Consider the following 17,577-nt stretch of genomic DNA (forward strand, 5'->3'; position numbering starts at 1 on the left):
GGACGCGATGGCCGACAGCGCCAGAAAAGTGGAAGCCGACCGGTCGCCGACCGGGGCGATGGGGCAGAAGCTGCTCGCTTCGGGCCGGTCGGTGGCGATGCGCCTGTGGGACGAAACGCCGGACATGGTGGACAAGCAGCCGACGCGGCGCGAGTACGAAACCGTGGGCTTCGTCATCGCTGGTCGGGCGGAACTCCATGTCGAAGGGCAGATCGTGCAGCTCCGCCCCGGCGACTCCTGGGTCGTGCCGAAGGGGGCCGAGCACAGCTACCGCATCCTGGAGCGCTTCCAGGCCGTGGAGGCGACCTCCCCGCCGGCCCAGCAGACAAGTGGCGCATGAGCGAAGGTGCGGCCCCTTATTGAAAGGGGCCGCTGGCTCCCGTCACTCCGCCGGTTCGGGCATCACGACGTCGAGCGGCGTGCCGGTGGCGTGGGCGTAGAGCATCAGGTCGTTCAGCAGCTCGGCTTCCTGCTCGCTGGCGTCCTTGCGGCGGATGGCGACCAGCTTATCGAGCGCCCGCACGTTGAAGCCGGCGGCCTTGGCCTCGCCGCGCAGGTCCTTCAGGTCGGCCTTCAGGCCGTCGATCTCGTCCATCAGCCGCTCCATGCGGTCGGCGAACTGCTTCAGCTGGTCGGCGGCGGTGTTGGCGGGGCCGGTGGTGTTGGTGAGTCCGGTCGTCACGACGGAAAAACTCCCTTCAGCGAATGATCCCCACCGCCCTCCGGCAGCGGGGGCGCGGCTGTTAGCACAGCTTGTGACGCTTTGTCCGGAAACATCGCGTTGCTTGACGCGGCGTGGGTGGGAATGCTTTCGTGGTTCGGTCCCGGAGAGCGAACACGATGTCCGACCTGCCCCCGCTTGGCACCCCGCGTCTCTTTTCCAACCCGCGCGCCGATCATGAGAGAGCCTACGGCCCCTCGGAGCGCGCGATCATCAGCCGCGCGGCCTTCCAGGAGGCAATGGCGGAGATCGGGGCCTGGCCCGGCTACGCGCCGACGCCGCTGCGCTCCCTGACGGGCCTCGCCCGTGCCGCCGGCATCGACCGCATCTGGTACAAGGACGAGGGGACGCGCTTCGCCCTCAACAGCTTCAAGGCGCTGGGCGGGGCCTATGCGGTGCTGCGCCTGCTGGCGCGCGAGGTTCAGGCCCGCGTGCCCGGCGTGCCGGTGACCGCGCTGGACCTCGTGGTCGGGCAGTATGGCAAGGTCACGCGCACGGTGACGGTAACCACCGCCACCGACGGCAACCACGGCCGCTCGGTCGCCTGGGGCGCCCAGGTGTTCGGCTGCAACTGCGTCATCTACATTCCCGCAAACTGCTCGAAAGGGCGGCAGGAGGCCATCGAGGCTTTCGGCGCCCGCGTCGTGCGCGTGAACGGCCTCTACGACGACGCCGTGCGGCAGGCGGCGGCGGACGCGCAGGCCAACGGCTGGCACGTCGTGTCCGACACCTCCTACACCGGCTACATGGACGTGCCCCGCGACGTGATGCAGGGCTACGCCGTCATGGTCGAGGAGGCGATGTCCCAGCTTCCCGCCAGCGAACGCCCAACCCACGTCTTCATCCAGGGCGGGGTGGGGGCTCTGCCCGCCGCCGTCTGCGGCCACCTGTGGGAAGCCTGGGGACGCCAGCGCCCCCGGCTCGTGGTGGTGGAGCCGCACACCGCCGATTGCCTCTACCAGAGCGCCGTCGCCGGCCGGCCGATGAAGGCGGAAGGCGACCTGGACACGGTGATGGCCGGGCTCGCCTGCGGGGAGGTCTCCCTGCTCGCTTGGGCGATCCTGGAACGCGGGGCCGACGACTTCCTGACCATCCCGGACGAGGCGGCGGTGACGACCATGCGCCTGCTGGCCGACGCGGCTTACGGCGGACGTCCGGTGGTCGCCGGGGAGTCGGGCGTGGCCGGGCTCGCCGCCCTGCTGTGCGCCGCCGCCGACCCGGAGGTGCGCGTCGGGCTGGGCCTGGCGCCCGACGCCCGCGTGCTGGTCTTCGGCACGGAAGGCGCCACCGATCCGGAGGTCTACGAGCGCATCGTCGGCCGCTCGCCGGAGGCCGTCCTCAACCCCGCCTGACCGCGTCCGCGCGCAAAGGAGGGAACGCTTCATCAATCCAGTCGTTTTCCTTGGCGAAGGCATCCTTTCGGATGCGCAAGGAGGACAGCCGAGATGAAGGTCATTTCAACGTCCGTTCTGGCGATCGGTGCCGTGGCCCTGCTGGCCGGCGGCCTGACGATGCCCCGGACGGTCGAGGCGAAGGGCTGCGCGAAGGGCGCCGCCGTCGGCGGGATCGCCGGCCACGAGGTCGGGTCCGGGCATGGCGTGGCGGGTGCCGCCGTCGGCTGCGCCGTCGGGCACCACGAAGCCAAGAAGAAGGACGAGGCCAAGCAGCAACAGGCCGAATCCCAGAATCAAGCCCAAAACAATAACGGCCAAAACAACCAGCCGAAGAAGTAGAACCGGCATGGGAAAGGGAGGCGCGGGCCTCCCTTTCCGCGTTCGCGTCAGTGGTTGGCGGGACGTAACGGCGTTTCCGACTCCTCCGGCGGTTCCGGCGCGTGGTCGACGAAGTCGGTTTCGATCAGCCGATCGATCAGTTCGATGACGCCCGCCGTCGCGGCCCCGCGCGTGACGAGGTCGCATTCCTCCTTCACCGAGGGCAGGGCGTTCGCCACCGCGACCGACAGCCCGCACAGCCGCAGGAAGGCGTGGTCGTTCTCCGCATCGCCGACGGCGACGACCTCGCGCGGGTCGAGGTCCAGCTCCTTCAGCGCGGCGGTCAGGCCGGTCACCTTGCTCACGCCGTCCGGCAGGATCATCACCGCACCCTTGTTGAAGACGACGGTGTTGTCCAGCGCCAGCTCGCGGATCGTGTCGAGCACCGCCTTTTCGTGCGGGGTGTGGGTGGATACGATGACGAGGCCAACCGACAGCGGTTGCACGCCCTGGCGTTGCAACGCCTCCACCAGCGTGGCCGGGACGGGTGGGGCGAGCGCCACCGTCTCGCCCGTCCGGGGCCGGTGCAGCACCGCGCCGTTTTCCGCCACCACGCGGTCGAAGAGATCGACGCGAGGGAAGACGCCGCGCAGATCGTCCAGTTCCCGCCCGGTCACCAGGATCAACGCCCGACCCGACGCGCGCAGGCGGTTCAGCGCGTCCAGCGCCGCGTCGTCCACCCGGCCGCGGTTGGCGAGGGTGCCGTCGTAATCGGTGGCCAGCGCTGCGTACCGCATGGGGTCCGTCCGTCCGAAGTGTTCGCTTTTCCTGAAGACAGCGCGGCGCGGCGAAGGTCACGCCCCTGCAACGTCAGGTGCAACGTCAGGTCGCTTGCGCTGGCCGGCTCGGCCGGTCCACCATGCCCGCACCGGAAAAACACACGAAGACTGGACAACAGGGAATGGACCGGAGTGACGTCAACCCGCTCGTCGCCGCCACCGAGGCGCCGCCCATCGCCGAAGCCTGGCGCTGGGTGGAAGGGCGCGTGTTCCCGGCGGACAAGCCGCTGATCGACCTCTGCCAGGCGGTGCCCGGCTATCCGCCCGCCGACGCGCTGACCGCCTTTCTGGCCGAGCAGGTGCGGGCGCCGGACACCGCGCGCTACACCGGCATCGACGGGCTGCCGCCGCTGTGCGCCGCGCTGGCCCGGCGCACCGGCGCGCTGTACGGGGCCGAGGTGAAGGCCGACGAGGTGCTGATCACGGCCGGCTGCAACCAGGCCTTCGCCGTGGCGGCGATGAGCCTCGCGCGCGCCGGCGACAACATCATTCTGCCGACGCCCTGGTACTTCAACCACAAGATGACGCTGGACATGCTGGGCGTCGAGGCGCGCCCGCTGCCGCTCAGCGAAAGCAACGGCCTCGTCCCCGACCCGGCGGAGGTCGAGCAGCTGATCGACGCGAACACGCGCGCCCTGGTGCTCATCACGCCGAACAACCCGACCGGCGCCATCGCCTCGCCCGAGGCGATCGCTGCGCTCTATGAGCTGTGCGAGCGGCGCGGCATTCGCCTGCTGCTGGACGAGACCTACCGAGATTTCCCGGACTGGCAGGGGCAAGCCCCGCAAGGCCTGTTCCAGCGGCCCGGCTGGCAGCGGACGCTGGTGCATCTCTACAGCTTCTCCAAGGTCTATAGCCTCGCCGGCTACCGGGTCGGGGCGGTGATCGCGGACGCGGCCCTGCTGACGCACGCGCGCAAGGTGATGGACTGCCTCGCCATCTGCGCACCGCACATCGGACAGAAGGCGGCGCTGTTCGGGCTGGAGAATCTGGACGGCTGGGTGGCCGGAAAGCGTGGCGAGATCCTGGCGCGCATCGACGCCTTCCGCGCCGCCATGGAGGGCAGTGGCACCGGCTATCGCATCGCCAGCATCGGCGCCTACTTCGCCTATGTCCGCCACCCGTTCGGCGACACGCCCGCCCACGCCGTGGCGGAGAGGCTGGCGCGGGAGCACAACATCCTCTGCCTGCCGGGCTCCATGTTCGGTCCCGGCCAGGACGCCTACCTGCGCTTCGCCTTCGCCAACGTCGATGCCGCCGTCATGCCGGAGATCGCCCGCCGGCTGGTGGACAGCGAACGGGGGTAGCCTGCGCCGCAAGCGCCGCCGCTCCGTTATCCCGTTCGCAGACGACCGGGATGGCGGGGAGGGCGCGGCAATGGATGGGGCGATGGACGGATTGGAAGGCGTGGCGCGCCTGGCGCTCGGAGTCGGGCTGGAAAGCCGGGACATCGGGGTGCTGCAGATGATGCTGCGTGCCCTGATCGTCTACGCGGTGACGCTCGGCGTGGTGCGCCTGGGCAAGAAGCGTTTCATGGGCAAGGCGACGGCCTTCGACGTGATCCTGGGCATCATGCTGGGCTCCATCGCCAGCCGGGCCATCACCGGCAACGCCCCGATGCTGCCGGCCCTCGCCTCGACCGCCGCGTTGATCGCCCTTCATTCCGTCCTGTCGGCGGTTGCAACGCGCTGGCACGGCTTCGGCACGGTGATCAAGGGAGAGCCCCGCGTCATCGTGCGCGACGGGCGGACGGAGGAGGCGGCCATGCGCGCCGCCCATCTCACCATCCATGACCTGGAGGAAGATCTTCGCCGCCACGGCCTGACCAGCCCCGACAAGGTCGCCGAGGCCCGATTGGAGCGCAACGGCGACATCAGCGTCGTCAAGGCCAAGGACGAGCCCAGGGTGATCACCGTCGCGGTGGCCGACGGCGTTCACACCCTGCGCATCGAACTATCCTGAACCGCTTTCGCGTCAGCGCGTCAGGTCGGTGACGATGTTGGCGCCCACGGCGGCCAGATGGTCGGCACGGTCGCGGTAGTCCATCTCGCCGGAGAAGCCGCCGGCGGCCTTCACCTGCTCGATCCAGACCGGCGAGGCGCCCAGCGCGACCAGACGCTTCACCATCGTGTCGGTGGACCGCAGCGTCATCCGGCCGTTCTCGGCCAGACGCGGGGCGTGCACCATGAACTCGGCTGTCGGGGCGGCGTAGCGCGGGAAGCCGGCGAGATACAGCCCGACGCACATGCTCTCGCAGGACTCGCCGTCCTTGACGCGGGTGGCGACGGGGCGGCCGGACTGCCGCTCGGCCAGGACGAGGTCGATCATGCGGTAGCCGGCCGTCGTGAAGCCGCCGGGGCTCGACAGTTCGACCACCACCGGCTTGCCGGCGGGCAGGCTGCGCAGCGTTTCGGTGAAGCGCTGCTCGACGCCGGGGGTGATGATGCCGTCCAGGCGCAGCAGCGTCGAGCCGGTCTGATCGACCCGCACCAGCGTGGCGTCGGGGAATTCAGAGGAGGACGGCTGCGGCTGGGGCTGCGGAGTCGGACGGCTGACGGACAGGCTGTCGGCGGTCGCGGCGCCGGTGGCACCCAGCGCCAGCAGCATTCCCAGAACCATCATCCGTGCCGTCGCTCGAACCAGCATGCCAACCTCCTTGATCCGAGGAGGAAGGTGCCGGCAAAAGCTTGCGTCATGGTTAACGCACTTCCTGTCCGAAAGGGTAGCGTCCGTCGGTGATGAACGCTGGAAAGGCAAGGTGCGCCGCGGGAATTCGAAAGAAAAAGTGAGTTTGCGCATTTTGCGCCGATGTTGTGATGTTTGTGTGGCCCCGGTCGGGCATAAGGGGAAAATTCGTTAACAATGTGGCGGTGCAGCATGAGGGCGCTCACGCCGATTCGGCCGGGGGAGCGACATTGTCGGACCGGAATAGAACGCTTGAACAATGGGTTGTAAGACGTTCCTAATAGTCTGATTGAGGTCTGGCGAGGAATTCCTGAGATTCCGGGTGAACTTCAGGGTATGCCACCAACGCGTTGATCTTTATGGGTAAACGCCCCCGGCGCTAAAGCGAGGTGCCGTCGCCACCGGCATTCCGGAGTCTCTCGGCACCCGTCGGCGCGCCGTGTTTGCCGCAGTGCGACATTGTATTTCGTGCCAACCCATTGCCGTGGCCCCTTCGTTCCGCCAAAATGCGCGCAAAAGTCACAAAGGGACGAGACGCGCACATGCCTGAAGTCGCCGCCATGGCGGCCGCGCCACATGCGGAGGGGGGCGACACGCCGGCCCTGCGCATGGAGGGCGTGACCTGCACCTTTCCATCGCCCGACGGGCGGGGGCAGACCTACACCGCCGTCCAGGGGGTGTCCTTCACGGTCGCCGCCGGGGAGTTCGTGTCCATCGTCGGCCCGACCGGCAGCGGCAAGTCCACGATCCTGAACGTGGCGGCCGGGCTGCTGGCGCCCAGCGAGGGGCGCGCGGTGACCTTCGGCAAGCCGGTCGGCGGCATCAATCCGCACGCCGGCTACATGTTCCAGGCGGAAGCGCTGATGCCCTGGAAGTCGGCGCTGGAGAATGTCGCCGCCGGGCTGGAGTTCCGCGGCGTCCCGAAGCGGGAAGCGCTGGACCGCGCCCGGCCCTGGCTGGCCCGCGTCGGGCTGGACCGGTTCGGCGACCGCTACCCCCACCAGCTGTCGGGCGGCATGCGCAAGCGCGTGGCGCTGGCCCAGACGCTGATTGTCGATCCCGAGATCGTGCTGATGGACGAGCCCTTCTCGGCGCTGGACATCCAGACGCGGCAGCTGATGGAGAACGAACTGCTCGACCTCTGGTCGGCCGACCGGAAGTCGGTGGTCTTCATCACCCACGACCTGGAGGAGGCCATCTCCATGTCGGACCGCGTGCTGGTGCTGTCGGCCGGCCCCGGCTCCCGCCTGATCGGTGAATATGCGGTGGATCTGGAGCGCCCGCGCGACGTGTCGGAAATCCGCATGACCCCGCACTTCCTCGACCTGCACCGGGAAATCTGGGCGCAGCTGCGCGAGGAAGTGCTGAAGGGCTACGCCCAGACCAAGCTGAAGTGAGGACGCCATGGCCGTGGCCCGTATGAAACGCCTGCCGAGCCGCCCCGTGATCCTGCTGTTGCAGGCGGCGGTGCTGATCGGCTTCTTCCTGCTCTGGCACGTCCTGACGGAAACGAAGATCCTCAGCCCCTTCTTCTTCGGAACGCCGCTGGCGGTGCTGTCGCGCACCTGGAACGACTTCCTGTCGGGGGCGGTCTGGTACCATCTGGGCATCACGCTTCTGGAAACCGCGCTGGCCTTCGTCATCGGCACGGTGACCGGCATCGCCTTCGGCTTCTGGTTCGCCCGCGCGCCCTTGGTCTCCGTGGTCTTCGACCCCTACATCAAGGCCGTGAACGCGCTGCCCCGCGTGGTGCTGGCGCCGATCTTCGCGCTGTGGCTGGGGCTGGGCATCTGGTCGAAGGTGGCGCTGGGCGTGACGCTGGTCTTCTTCATCGTCTTCTTCAACGTCTACCAGGGCGTGAAGGAGGTCAGCCCCGTCGTGCTGGCCAACGCGCGCATGCTGGGGGCGAATTCCCGTCACCTGTTCCGGCACGTCTACCTGCCGTCGGCGCTGTCCTGGGTCTTCTCCAGCCTGCACACGGCCGTCGGCTTCGCCATGGTCGGCGCGGTGGTGGGCGAGTATCTGGGCTCCGCCGCCGGGCTCGGCTACCGCATCCATCAGGCGGAAGGCGTGTTCGACACGGTCGGCGTGTTCTCCGGCATGCTGGTGCTGACCATCTTCGTCGTGGTCATCGACGCCGTGGTGACGATGGTCGAGAAGCGCCTGCTCCACTGGCGCCCGCAAGAGGCGCACACCACCAACGCCCAGGGTTGAGGGCAATCAATCAGGTTCATCGGGCCAAACGGGTCCATCGGGAGGGAAAACATGCGTTTGAGGAGCCTCATCGCCGCAGCCGCCGTCGCGCTGGCCTTCGGCATCGGCGGGGCGGATGCCCAACAGCTTGAGAAGAAGGACATCAAGCTGGCGGTCGGCGGCAAGCCGCTGCTCTACTATTTGCCGCTGACGGTGGCGGAACGCCTCGGCTACTTCAAGGAAGCCGGGTTGAACGTCGAGATCAGCGACTTCGGCGGCGGCGCCAAGAGCCTCCAGGCCCTCATGGGCGGCTCGGCGGACGTGGTGACCGGCGCCTTCGACCACACGGTGCAGATGCAGGCCAAGGGCCAGCCGATCACGGCGCTGACCCTGCTCGGCCGCTATCCGGGCATCGTGCTGGCCTCCGTCAAGAAGGCCGGCGAGATCAAGTCGGTGAAGGAGCTGAAGGGCAAGAAGATCGGCGTGACCGCCCCCGGCTCCTCCACCAACTTCATGGTGAACTATCTGCTGACGCAGAACGGCATGAAGGCGGAGGACGTGTCGATCATCGGCGTCGGCGGCGGCCCCAGCGCCGTGGCGGCGGTGAAGCGCGGCGAGATCGATGCCATCGCCAACCTCGATCCCGTCATCAGCCAGTTGGAGGCGGACGGCGACATCAGCATCATCGCCGACACCCGCACGGAGAAGGGTACGCTGGACACCTACGGCGGTCCGTACCCGGCGGCGGTGCTGTACGCCACCCCGGCCTTCATCCAGGCCAACCCGAAGACCACCCAGGCGCTGGTGGACGTGTTCGTCCGGACGTTGAAGTGGCTCGACACCGCCAAGACCGAAGACGTGCTGAAGGCCCTGCCGGAGGAATTCTTCCTCGGCAACAAGACGCTCTACGCCCAGGCCTACGAGCATTCCAAGCCGACCTATTCGCCGGACGGCCGTTTCACCCGCGAGGGGGCGGAGGCCGCCTACAAGGTCCTGAAGGCCTTCGACCCGGCGGTGGCCTCGGCCAGCATCGACCTGGACAAGGCCTACACCAACGCCTTCGTCGAGGATGCCCTGAAGCGGCTCAAGTGATTAAACTGTAGGCATTTGCTGATTGTCCGGAGGTGCGACATTCTGTCATGCGCGCCTCCGGTGGCGCTCCGGCTAGACTGGACGAAATTCGTCCTCTTTCAAGCGGAGCGCCAACCCCATGACGGAAGTGACTTTTTACGGGCTCCCCGGCTGTGCGGCCAACGCCAGGCAGAAGCAACAGCTTCAGGCCGCCGGCCACACGCTGGTGGAGCGTGACCTGTCGGCGGAGCCCTTCACGGCCGAAACGCTGCGTCCCTTCTTCGAGGACCGCCCGGTCGATGAATGGTTCAACCGCCGCGCCGCCGCCGTGAAGTCCGGGGCCGTGAAGCCCGACGAACTGGATGAGGCCTCTGCCCTGGCCGCGCTGCTCGCCGACCGCGACCTGATCCGCCGCCCGCTGCTCCAGGTCGGGCAGGACCGCAAGGCCGGCTTCGACCCCAACGCCCTGAACGCCTGGATCGGCCTGACCCCCGCCGCCGGAGAAAGCTGCGACGACAAGCACGCTCGCGGCCAGTGCGACCACGGCCATCATCACTTCCCCAAACACGCGTGAGCTGGGCGCGCGTCCCAGCGAATCAACTGGCGGGCCGCCGGGGGGAATGGTTGAATGCCGGCTTATGGATCGGCTTGACCTCGACCTTGCAGAGCTTCGTGCGCGGCTGACCGCCGCGGCTCCCGGCGACCTTGCCCGCATGGAGGGGGAACTGCGCGCCCTGCGCGCAACCCTCGACCGTGTGCTGGACGGCGGCGCTCCCGCCGCTCCGGAGCCGGGCCGCGACCACATCCGCGCCCTGCTGTCCGACGCCATCGGCTGCGTGTCCGAGGGCTTTGTCCTGTTCGACGAGGACGGGCGGCTCGTGCTGTGCAACGAGCGCTACCGCGCCGCCTATCCGCTGCTGTCCGACCATCTGACCCCCGGCATCCGCTTCGCCGACCTGCTGCGCATCGCGTTGGAGCGCGGGGCGGCGGGGGACGAAGTGGCCGATCCGACCGACTGGATCGCCGAGCGGCTGAACCGCCATGTGACCAGCGACCAGCCGTCGGACCACCGGCTCGGCGACGGGCGCTGGTACCGGATCAGCGAGCACGCGACCCGCTCCGGCGGCGTGGTCAAGATCCTCACCGACATCACCGAGTTGAAGCGGCATGAGGAGGCCATGGCCCAGAGCGAGGCGCGCTACCGCCGGCTCGTGGAGATGGCGCCCTACGGCATCCTGGTCTGGGATGGCGAGCGGGTGCGCTTCGCCAACCGGTCCGCCGCCCTGATCCTCGGCAGCGCCGATCCCGTCGCCATGACGCGCATCCCCATGGTCGAGGCGACGGAGTTCGACGGGGTGCAGCGGCTGTTCGACTGGCTGCCCGCCCCCAGCCCCGAGGCCGACCCGCCCCCGCCGGTGGAGGCCCGCGTGGTCTCGGCACTGGGCGTCCTGCGGGAGATTGAGGTCGGCATCCACCCCTTCGCCGTGGAAGGGCGTTCGGCCTGGTTCCTCGTCCTCAACGACATCACCGACCGCAAGCAGGCGGAGCGCGCCATCCATCAGGCGCAGAAGATGCAGGCCATCGGCCAGCTTGCCGGCGGCATCGCGCACGAGTTCAACAACATGCTGACGGCCATCGGCGGCTTCGCCCTGATGGCCCGGCGCGCTCCCCAGGACCGTCCGCGTGTCGAGCAGTGCCTGACCGAGATCGTCAAGGCGACGGAGCGGGCCTCGGGTCTCACCGCGCAGCTTCTCAGCTTCGGGCGACCGGGCCGGACGGAGGCGGTGAAGCCGGTGCGCGTCGGCGCCGTCATCGAGGATCTGCGCCGCTTCCTCGGCCCGACGCTGGGGGAACGCCACCCGCTGCGGATCGAAAGCCGCGACGATGGCTGCGCGGTGACCATCGACCCCGGCCTGCTGCACCAGTCGCTGGTCAACCTCGTGATCAACGCGCGCGATTCCATGCCGGACGGCGGCCCGATCACCGTGTCGGTGGAGCGGGTTACCGACGTGGCGGCGCTGCGCCAGCATCACACCGATCTGGCGCCCGGCGGCTACGTCGCCATCGCCGTGCGCGACGGCGGCAGCGGCATCGACGCGGACGTGCTCGACCGGGTGTTCGAGCCCTTCTTCACGACCAAGGAGCCGGGGGCGGGCACCGGGCTCGGCCTGTCGCTGGTCTATTCGACGGTCACCCGCGCCGGCGGGGCCGTGGAGGTGGCGACGGAGCCGGGGCCTGGGCCGGGGCAGGGCACGACCTTCACGCTCTACCTGCCGGCGGAACGGAACGCCGACCTCGACGAAGATCCCGGCTTCGCCTTCGACCTCGATGGGGAGGAGGAACCGGAAGGGCTGTCCATGGCCGCCACCGTCCTGCTGGTGGAGGACGAGGAGCAGGTGCGCGACTTCATCCGACTGACGCTGGAGGACATGGGCATGCGCGTGGTCTGCGCCGCCGACGGGACGGAGGCGCTGCGGGCCTATGACGAGCATGGCGGGGCCTTCGACCTGCTGGTGACCGACCTCGTCATGTCGCGGATGGGCGGGGCGGAGGTCGCGCGGGCGCTGCGCCGGCGGAACCCCGACCTGCCGACCGTGCTGATGTCCGGCTACCCGCCCGAGAAGGAGAATCTGGACGAGCTGATGGCGGACGGCCGCCGCATCGTCTTCCTGCGCAAGCCCATCAATCCAGACGAGCTGGCCGAGACGGTCCACGCGCTTCTCGTGTGACGCGGGCACGCCCATGACCACGCCCGAGCCGCCTCCCGATCCAACACCCCCGCCCACGCCGGAGACCATTCCCATCGGCGTCTACGACGTCGACGCGCTGCTGGTCGAACTGGGCGCCGACGCGGGCGAGGATGGGGCCGAGGCCGCCGTCTGTCAGACCGTGGAGGAGGTCTACGGCCGGGACTCCCGCTTCCTGATCGCCGAGGCACTGGCGGAGTTCCTGGAGGTCCGCGGCATCACCCCGACCGAGTTCCTGCACAAGGAGGAGCCGCAGCGCTCCTTCCTCGACTGGCCGCGCCGCGCGTCGGTGCTGGAGCGGGTCGCGAAGCTCCAGTCCCGTCCCGGCCGCCGCACCCCCGCCATGCGGCTGGAGGAGCTGAAGCGGCTGGAACAGGAGGTGCTGGCCATCACCGCCCGGCGCGCCCATCGGGGCACGGCGCTGGCCATCGACGCGAAGATTTTCGCCGGCACGGTCCCGCAGGTCATGGCGAAGACGCCGGGCTTCCTGGGGCGCTACGCGCTCGACGCCTGGCTGTCGGCCTGGCTGGGCGAGGGCGGCAGCAACGAGCTGCGGATGGTGCGCGTTCTGTCGCTGGACAGCGACGCGCTGTCCGCCGACGGCGTGGCGATCCTCGACCAGATCGTCGGGGAGATGCTGGCCAACGGCCTTGTGGTGGAGGAGCTGTTCGCCTGGGTGGATGGCCTGCGAGCCACTCTGGAGGTTATGGCCCAGGTCTGGCGGGGTGATGTCATCGCGCACGCGGAGGCCCCGGCGGTTGTCCGCCGCCTGTCCGCCTTCATCGGCGCGCACGCCAGCCTTCAAGGCACCCCGGCCACGCGGCGGGGGCTGGAGGTGACTATCCAGCGGGCGCTGTCGGGCGACGCGCGCCTGTCCACCGGCGGCGGCTTCGACCCGCGCAGCGCCGCCGGCGTGCTCGACGAGCTGACGGCGACCGGGCTTCTCGCCGCCAAGCTGAAGGGGCGCGGCGCCATGATCGGCGGGGAGCGCACGCTGCGCCTGCTCGACCGGCGGGTGGCGCTGCTGCTCGGCGGCGACCGGCTGGAAGCGGTGCTCCACGGCAAGAGCCATTACGCCCGCATCCTCGACCTGCTGAGCTTCGAAGGGGCGGTGACCGGGGAGCACAGCCGTAAGATGATCGTCGCGAACATCCAGCGCCATCTGGAAACCCGCGACTTCACCCAGCGCCTGTTCGAGACCGCGCGTACGCCGCGCGCCCGCATCAAGGCGCTGGCCGACCTGCAACGGCGCATCCTGCGCTCCACCCTGCCGGAGGGCTTGCGCGACCGCTACGCCCGCATGCTGGACGACATCCAGCACACCTATCTGCGCACCAACCGCATCTTCGCCCGCATCGCCAAGGACCGCGCCCCCGGCGTGGACGAGGTGATGGAGTTCGCCACCCTGCTGGCGGAGGGCGCCTTCACCGACGGCAAATGCGCCACGGCGGCGCGCGAGCTGATCGGCCACCACGTCCGCGCCACCGCCTTCCTGCGCGCCTACCTGACCCGCTACAAGGACGAGACGGAACGGCGGGCGGAGCGCTTCGCCCTGTTCTTCTCCACGCTGGCCGCCGCCGGGCTGCCGATGCGCGACATGAGCACGCTGCGCATCCTGCTGGCCGACGACGAGCCGGCGGCGCGCGGCTATGTGGAGATGATCCTGCGCGACCTCGGCATCACCAACATCGTGATCGCGGAGGACGGGCGGGAGGCGCTGTCGCGCTTCGAGGGGCACGAGACGGACTTCGACCTGATCATCTGCGACTGGAAGATGCCCCGCCTCTCCGGGCTGGAGTTCCTGAAGCTGGTCCGCGCGGTGCGGCCGGAGTTGCCCTTCCTGATGGTCACGGCGTTAGCCACCATCATCGCGGTGGAGGAAGCCATGGCCCACGACGTCACAGCCTACATCGCCAAGCCCTTCTCCCCCGAGCAGCTGGAGGAGAAGATTCTGGTGCTGGTGAACCGCCCGTAAGACCGTTCCGCATGCTCACCATTTCCAGGTGTCGGGCGGCGGGTTGGACAGGCCGAAGGTGGTCAGATTCACGCCAAGGTCGTTGACGGTGAGCGAGCTGGTGCCGTGGGTGATCTCCGCCCCGAGCTGGACGCCTGAGATCCAGTCGTCACCCTTGAGGATGCCGTCCCTTTCCAGCGTGTGGACGATGGCGCCCAGGTCCAGCTTCCCGGAATGGACATCCTTGTCGTACTGGACGGCCGTGTAGTCCCAGGTCCGTCCCACGGAGTTCTTCTCTTTCGGCTCGTGGAAGATGTGGGCGGAGCCCAGGCCGTCGCTGAAGGCGCCGATGGGGTCGCCGTCCGGGCTGAACCAGCCCGTGTGGACCCAGACCATGACTTCGTCCTGGATGTTCTGCCCGACGGCGTTCGGGTCGGGCTTGGTCCAGAGCGAGAAGGCGACGTTGCTGCTGTCCGGATTCTTGCCCAGATCGAAATCGAAATCGACCTTCAGGTCCTTCACGTCCTTCACCTGGACGGGAAATTCCTTGTTCGTCGTCGCGTAGTCTTCCCAGGTGTCGCGCCCAGCGGTCAGCGTCGGGTAGGACAGGACGGGGTACTTGTCCCACGGGGCTTCCCACCACCGGTCCTCGGACGGGTTTCCGTCCGGAAAGCTCCATTTGATCGTGGTGCCGGCGGGATCGTGCGTGTCGGGCACGGTGATCGACTGGCTGTAGCCCTTCCCATTCTGGATGGCCCCCGCGTTCCACACGTTGTTGTGCGCAACGAAGCCGTCCATGCGGATTTCGTCGTCGTTTCCGGTGATTGTCTTGGCCATTCTTCTTCGTTCCACAGCAGAGCCGAATGAGGCCGGCACTCATACCGCAAGAGATGGCCGCGATCCTGGTCGCACTGGTGGTGTTCTAACCCCAAGGATGGGGGATCATAGGGGAGGTTTATGGGCGACGGGGTAACCACTCGGCCGGAGCTACCCCGCGCTGAAACGCCACCCCAAACCAGCGCGCAGGCCTTGCTCCGCCTCGTTCCTCAGTGTGTTGCGGTTGCGAGGGACGGCACCGGGAGAGAGTGCCCGTCTGTACGTACGGTCTGACGCAGCCAAGCCGAAAGCCATAAGGGCCGTCTCCAGGGTGGAAACGCGCGCCCCGGGGAAAGCTTTTCGGCGCCCGCTTTTCCAATCCCCGATCTGTCCTGAAGGTGGTGATCCGTGCTAATATTGATGAAGAATAGCCTTCGGGATCATTGAATATGGCAAAAGTTTCCGTTGATACAGAGCCTGCCCTTTCTTCTGCCGGAACAAAAGAAGCCAAACGAGCTTCGCACAGTGCCATTGATAACCTGCAAGGGCAGGCGTTCGGAATAATCATGACCTCCTTCGGGATCTCGCTGTTGCACGCCGCCGGGCTGATCACCGGGCAGGCGGCGGGGCTGTCGTTCCTGATCTCCTACGCGACCGGAATCAGCTTCGGTCTGGTGTTCTTCCTCGTGAACCTGCCGTTCTACGTGCTGGCGCTGACCCGGATCGGCTGGCGCTTCACCGCGCGGTCGCTCTGCGCAGTGACAGCGATTTCCCTCCTGTCCAGCGCCTTTCCCCAGGTGGTGAGCTACAGCACGCTTCAGCCCCATGTGGCCGCGGTGCTGGCGGGCTTTTGCGTCGGCATCGGGGTGATCGGCCTGTTCCGCCACGGCTCCAGCGGCGGCGGGGTCGGCATTCTCGCCTACTACATCCAGGAAAAGACCGGCTTCCGCGCCGGGTGGCTCCAGGCGATCTTCGACGTGGTCATTTTCTCGGTGGCGGTGTTCGTGATCGACGGGCAGGCCGTTCTGGCGTCCATGCTGGGTGCCGCGGTTCTGAACGCCTTCGTGGCTTTCAACCATCGTGCGGACTGGTACGTGGCGCGGTGATACGGCTTCGTCTTGTCTTTTCATCCAAGCAGCAGCGCAACCATTGGGCTGTTGCAGAGATATTTAATTCTAAATTTCAATAATATTATCTGAGAGCATAATGGATAAAATTGAAATAATTGTGACTCGGCATCGCTTCTGCATATGGTTTTCCCTGTGCATCGCCTAAAACGAAACCAAACAGCAAAACCAGCAATCTTTCATTGTTGGCTGCGTTTCGGAGGGAGGCGCATTGATCGGATAATTTTAATGGAGCGTTGTTCCGATGGGAGCGTCGAGCAAAAAAATCAACGAGATTCAGGACGATCTGAGGGCGCAGGATTTTTCCGTACTTCATTTCGAAGATGTTGAACGCGACGGGCTTGCAGTTCAACTCGTCGAGCTTGCCGCGACTCTCGGACTCGGCGAGCCTTATGTTCCTGATCTCTACCAGTCCTACGAAGGGGTGGCCTACAGTTCCGGCTTCGGTCTCAGCGACATCGGGGGGCCGAGCGCCGGGGCCGATCATCCCGCCTTCTCGCAGGACACGGAACTGGATCTGCACACCGATGGAACGCTGGAGCCCATCGGCGTGGTGCGGACGACCATGCTGGTGTGCATCCAGCCCGCCCAATCCGGCGGCGAGACGGTGATCGAACGCACCTCGGCGCTGCTGGAAGGGATGGATGCGGCTGGGCGGAGAGTTCTTGAACCTTTGTTCGACAGTCGCGCCCTTCGCCGGCACGCCACGGTGAAGGAGCGCCACAGCGACGGGCCGGTCTTCGCGACGGACGGGGACGGGCGCATCATCGGCCGCTATAGCGTGTCTCCGCGCGACGAATGGCGTTACGACGACGTTCCGGGCTTGCGCGAGGCGCGGCAACTCTTCGAGACGCGGCTCGCCGAAGCCTCCGGCGTCCGCCACGCGATCCGGCTCACCACCGGGCAGGCGCTGATCATGAGCAACAGCCGGGTCAGCCACGCGCGGCGCCGGTTCCAGAACGCGCCGGGCGCGCCGAGGCATCTTATGCGCGGCCTGTTCTGCCGCAGCCTTTAAGCGAAATGAAATCCGGTTTAGGATCGTGGGAGGAGGTGCCCATGATCCTGATCGGCCAATACGACTCCCCCTTCACGCGCCGCGTGGCGATCGCGCTGCGGCTCTACGGCTTTCCCTTCGAGCATCGTCCCTGGTCGGTCTTCTCGGACGCGGAGACGGTCGCGCAGTACAACCCGCTGCGCCGCGTGCCGACGCTGGTGCTGGACGATGGGGAGGTGCTGATCGAAAGCGGCGCGATCCTGGATCATCTGGACGAGTTGGCCGGTCCGTCCCGCGCCATGATCGCGCAGAGCGGAGCGGAGCGCCGCCGGGCGCTGAAGGTCTGCGCGCTGGCGACCGGCCTCGCCGACAAGGCGGTCAGCCTGATCTACGAACGCGCGCTGCACAGCCAGACCTCCGCCGCCTGGATCGAGCGCTGCACCGCCCAGATTGGCGACGTTCTCGACGTGTTGGAGGCCGATCGGGCGGCCCGTCCCGATCCCTGGTGGTTCGGCCGGTCCATCGGGCACGCGGACATCGCCGTCGCCTGTGCTCTGCGCTTCCTGCGAGAAGGCCATCCCGCGCTGTTCCAGGAGGAGCGCTGGCCGAATCTGGCGGCGCACGGCGCCCGCTGCGAGGCCCTGGAACCGTTTCAGGAGATTTCGCAGACCGTCGTGCCGCCTTCCTGAACATAACCTTCGGTTGCTGCCTGTCGGTT

The 17,577-nt window shown here is 67.7% G+C and carries 18 protein-coding genes; 14 read left to right on the plus strand and 4 right to left on the minus strand.

Annotated elements, in window-relative coordinates:
• The first annotated feature begins 7 nt into the window (after positions 1–7).
• Positions 8–340, plus strand: coding sequence for a cupin domain-containing protein (locus tag ACSVC7_RS10360; RefSeq protein ID WP_448202878.1), 333 nt, complete (start codon positions 8–10; stop codon positions 338–340).
• 42 nt (positions 341–382) lie between these two features.
• Here ACSVC7_RS10360 and ACSVC7_RS10365 read toward each other — a convergent pair whose 3' ends face one another.
• Complete coding sequence (locus ACSVC7_RS10365) at positions 383–682, minus strand: DUF2312 domain-containing protein (RefSeq protein ID WP_448202877.1); 300 nt, start codon at positions 680–682, stop codon at positions 383–385.
• Between the two features lie 158 nt (positions 683–840).
• Here ACSVC7_RS10365 and ACSVC7_RS10370 point away from each other — a divergent pair, with 158 nt between their 5' ends.
• Positions 841–2,073, plus strand: coding sequence for a diaminopropionate ammonia-lyase (locus ACSVC7_RS10370; protein WP_448202876.1), 1,233 nt, complete (start codon positions 841–843; stop codon positions 2,071–2,073).
• 93 nt (positions 2,074–2,166) lie between these two features.
• Entirely contained in the window at positions 2,167–2,454 is a 288-nt protein-coding gene (locus ACSVC7_RS10375) for a hypothetical protein (RefSeq protein WP_448202875.1), read from the plus strand.
• Positions 2,455–2,501: 47 nt separating this feature from the next.
• Here the strand turns inward: ACSVC7_RS10375 and ACSVC7_RS10380 are convergent, their stop codons facing one another.
• Positions 2,502–3,230, minus strand: a complete 729-nt coding sequence (locus ACSVC7_RS10380; RefSeq protein ID WP_448202874.1) for an HAD family hydrolase — start codon at positions 3,228–3,230, stop codon at positions 2,502–2,504.
• 164 nt (positions 3,231–3,394) lie between these two features.
• Between ACSVC7_RS10380 and ACSVC7_RS10385 the strand changes: the two genes are divergently transcribed.
• The gene (locus ACSVC7_RS10385; RefSeq protein ID WP_448202873.1) at positions 3,395–4,579 is read left to right on the plus strand and encodes an aminotransferase; all 1,185 of its coding nucleotides are present in this window, start codon (positions 3,395–3,397) and stop codon (positions 4,577–4,579) included.
• An 82-nt stretch (positions 4,580–4,661) separates the two neighbouring features.
• Entirely contained in the window at positions 4,662–5,234 is a 573-nt protein-coding gene (locus tag ACSVC7_RS10390) for a DUF421 domain-containing protein (protein WP_448202872.1), read from the plus strand.
• 12 nt (positions 5,235–5,246) lie between these two features.
• On the opposite strand, the gene ACSVC7_RS10395 is transcribed toward ACSVC7_RS10390, so the two are convergent.
• Complete coding sequence (locus ACSVC7_RS10395; RefSeq protein ID WP_448202871.1) at positions 5,247–5,918, minus strand: ATP-dependent Clp protease proteolytic subunit; 672 nt, start codon at positions 5,916–5,918, stop codon at positions 5,247–5,249.
• Between the two features lie 581 nt (positions 5,919–6,499).
• Here ACSVC7_RS10395 and ACSVC7_RS10400 point away from each other — a divergent pair.
• The 6 genes from ACSVC7_RS10400 to ACSVC7_RS10425 all read left to right on the plus strand — a co-directional run bounded on the left by ACSVC7_RS10400 (position 6,500) and on the right by ACSVC7_RS10425 (position 13,943).
• Positions 6,500–7,354 carry an ABC transporter ATP-binding protein gene (locus tag ACSVC7_RS10400; protein WP_448202870.1) on the plus strand — a complete coding sequence of 285 codons (855 nt, stop codon included), beginning with the start codon at positions 6,500–6,502 and terminating at the stop codon, positions 7,352–7,354.
• Positions 7,355–7,361: 7 nt separating this feature from the next.
• Positions 7,362–8,171 carry an ABC transporter permease gene (locus ACSVC7_RS10405; RefSeq protein WP_448202869.1) on the plus strand — a complete coding sequence of 270 codons (810 nt, stop codon included), beginning with the start codon at positions 7,362–7,364 and terminating at the stop codon, positions 8,169–8,171.
• Between the two features lie 51 nt (positions 8,172–8,222).
• Entirely contained in the window at positions 8,223–9,242 is a 1,020-nt protein-coding gene (locus ACSVC7_RS10410; RefSeq protein WP_448202868.1) for an ABC transporter substrate-binding protein, read from the plus strand.
• Between the two features lie 118 nt (positions 9,243–9,360).
• Positions 9,361–9,795, plus strand: coding sequence for an ArsC/Spx/MgsR family protein (locus ACSVC7_RS10415; RefSeq protein ID WP_448202867.1), 435 nt, complete (start codon positions 9,361–9,363; stop codon positions 9,793–9,795).
• A gap of 64 nt (positions 9,796–9,859) precedes the next feature.
• Positions 9,860–11,950, plus strand: a complete 2,091-nt coding sequence (locus ACSVC7_RS10420) for a hybrid sensor histidine kinase/response regulator (protein WP_448202866.1) — start codon at positions 9,860–9,862, stop codon at positions 11,948–11,950.
• A gap of 13 nt (positions 11,951–11,963) precedes the next feature.
• On the plus strand, positions 11,964–13,943 hold the full coding sequence (locus ACSVC7_RS10425; protein WP_448202865.1) for a response regulator: 1,980 nt from the start codon (positions 11,964–11,966) through the stop codon (positions 13,941–13,943).
• A gap of 15 nt (positions 13,944–13,958) precedes the next feature.
• Here the strand turns inward: ACSVC7_RS10425 and ACSVC7_RS10430 are convergent, their stop codons facing one another.
• Positions 13,959–14,759: a GH12 family glycosyl hydrolase domain-containing protein gene (locus tag ACSVC7_RS10430; RefSeq protein ID WP_448202864.1), complete on the minus strand. Its 801-nt coding sequence runs from the start codon at positions 14,757–14,759 to the stop codon at positions 13,959–13,961.
• 428 nt (positions 14,760–15,187) lie between these two features.
• Between ACSVC7_RS10430 and ACSVC7_RS10435 the strand changes: the two genes are divergently transcribed.
• From ACSVC7_RS10435 to ACSVC7_RS10445, 3 genes are all read left to right on the plus strand, one after another.
• Positions 15,188–15,844 (plus strand): YitT family protein, encoded by a 657-nt coding sequence (locus ACSVC7_RS10435; protein ID WP_483508247.1) that lies wholly within the window; start codon positions 15,188–15,190, stop codon positions 15,842–15,844.
• Between the two features lie 265 nt (positions 15,845–16,109).
• Positions 16,110–16,880, plus strand: coding sequence for a TauD/TfdA family dioxygenase (locus tag ACSVC7_RS10440; protein ID WP_448202862.1), 771 nt, complete (start codon positions 16,110–16,112; stop codon positions 16,878–16,880).
• A 41-nt stretch (positions 16,881–16,921) separates the two neighbouring features.
• Entirely contained in the window at positions 16,922–17,548 is a 627-nt protein-coding gene (locus ACSVC7_RS10445; RefSeq protein WP_448202861.1) for a glutathione S-transferase family protein, read from the plus strand.
• Positions 17,549–17,577: the final 29 nt, after the last annotated feature.

The organism is Azospirillum mesophilum (assembly GCF_053470405.2).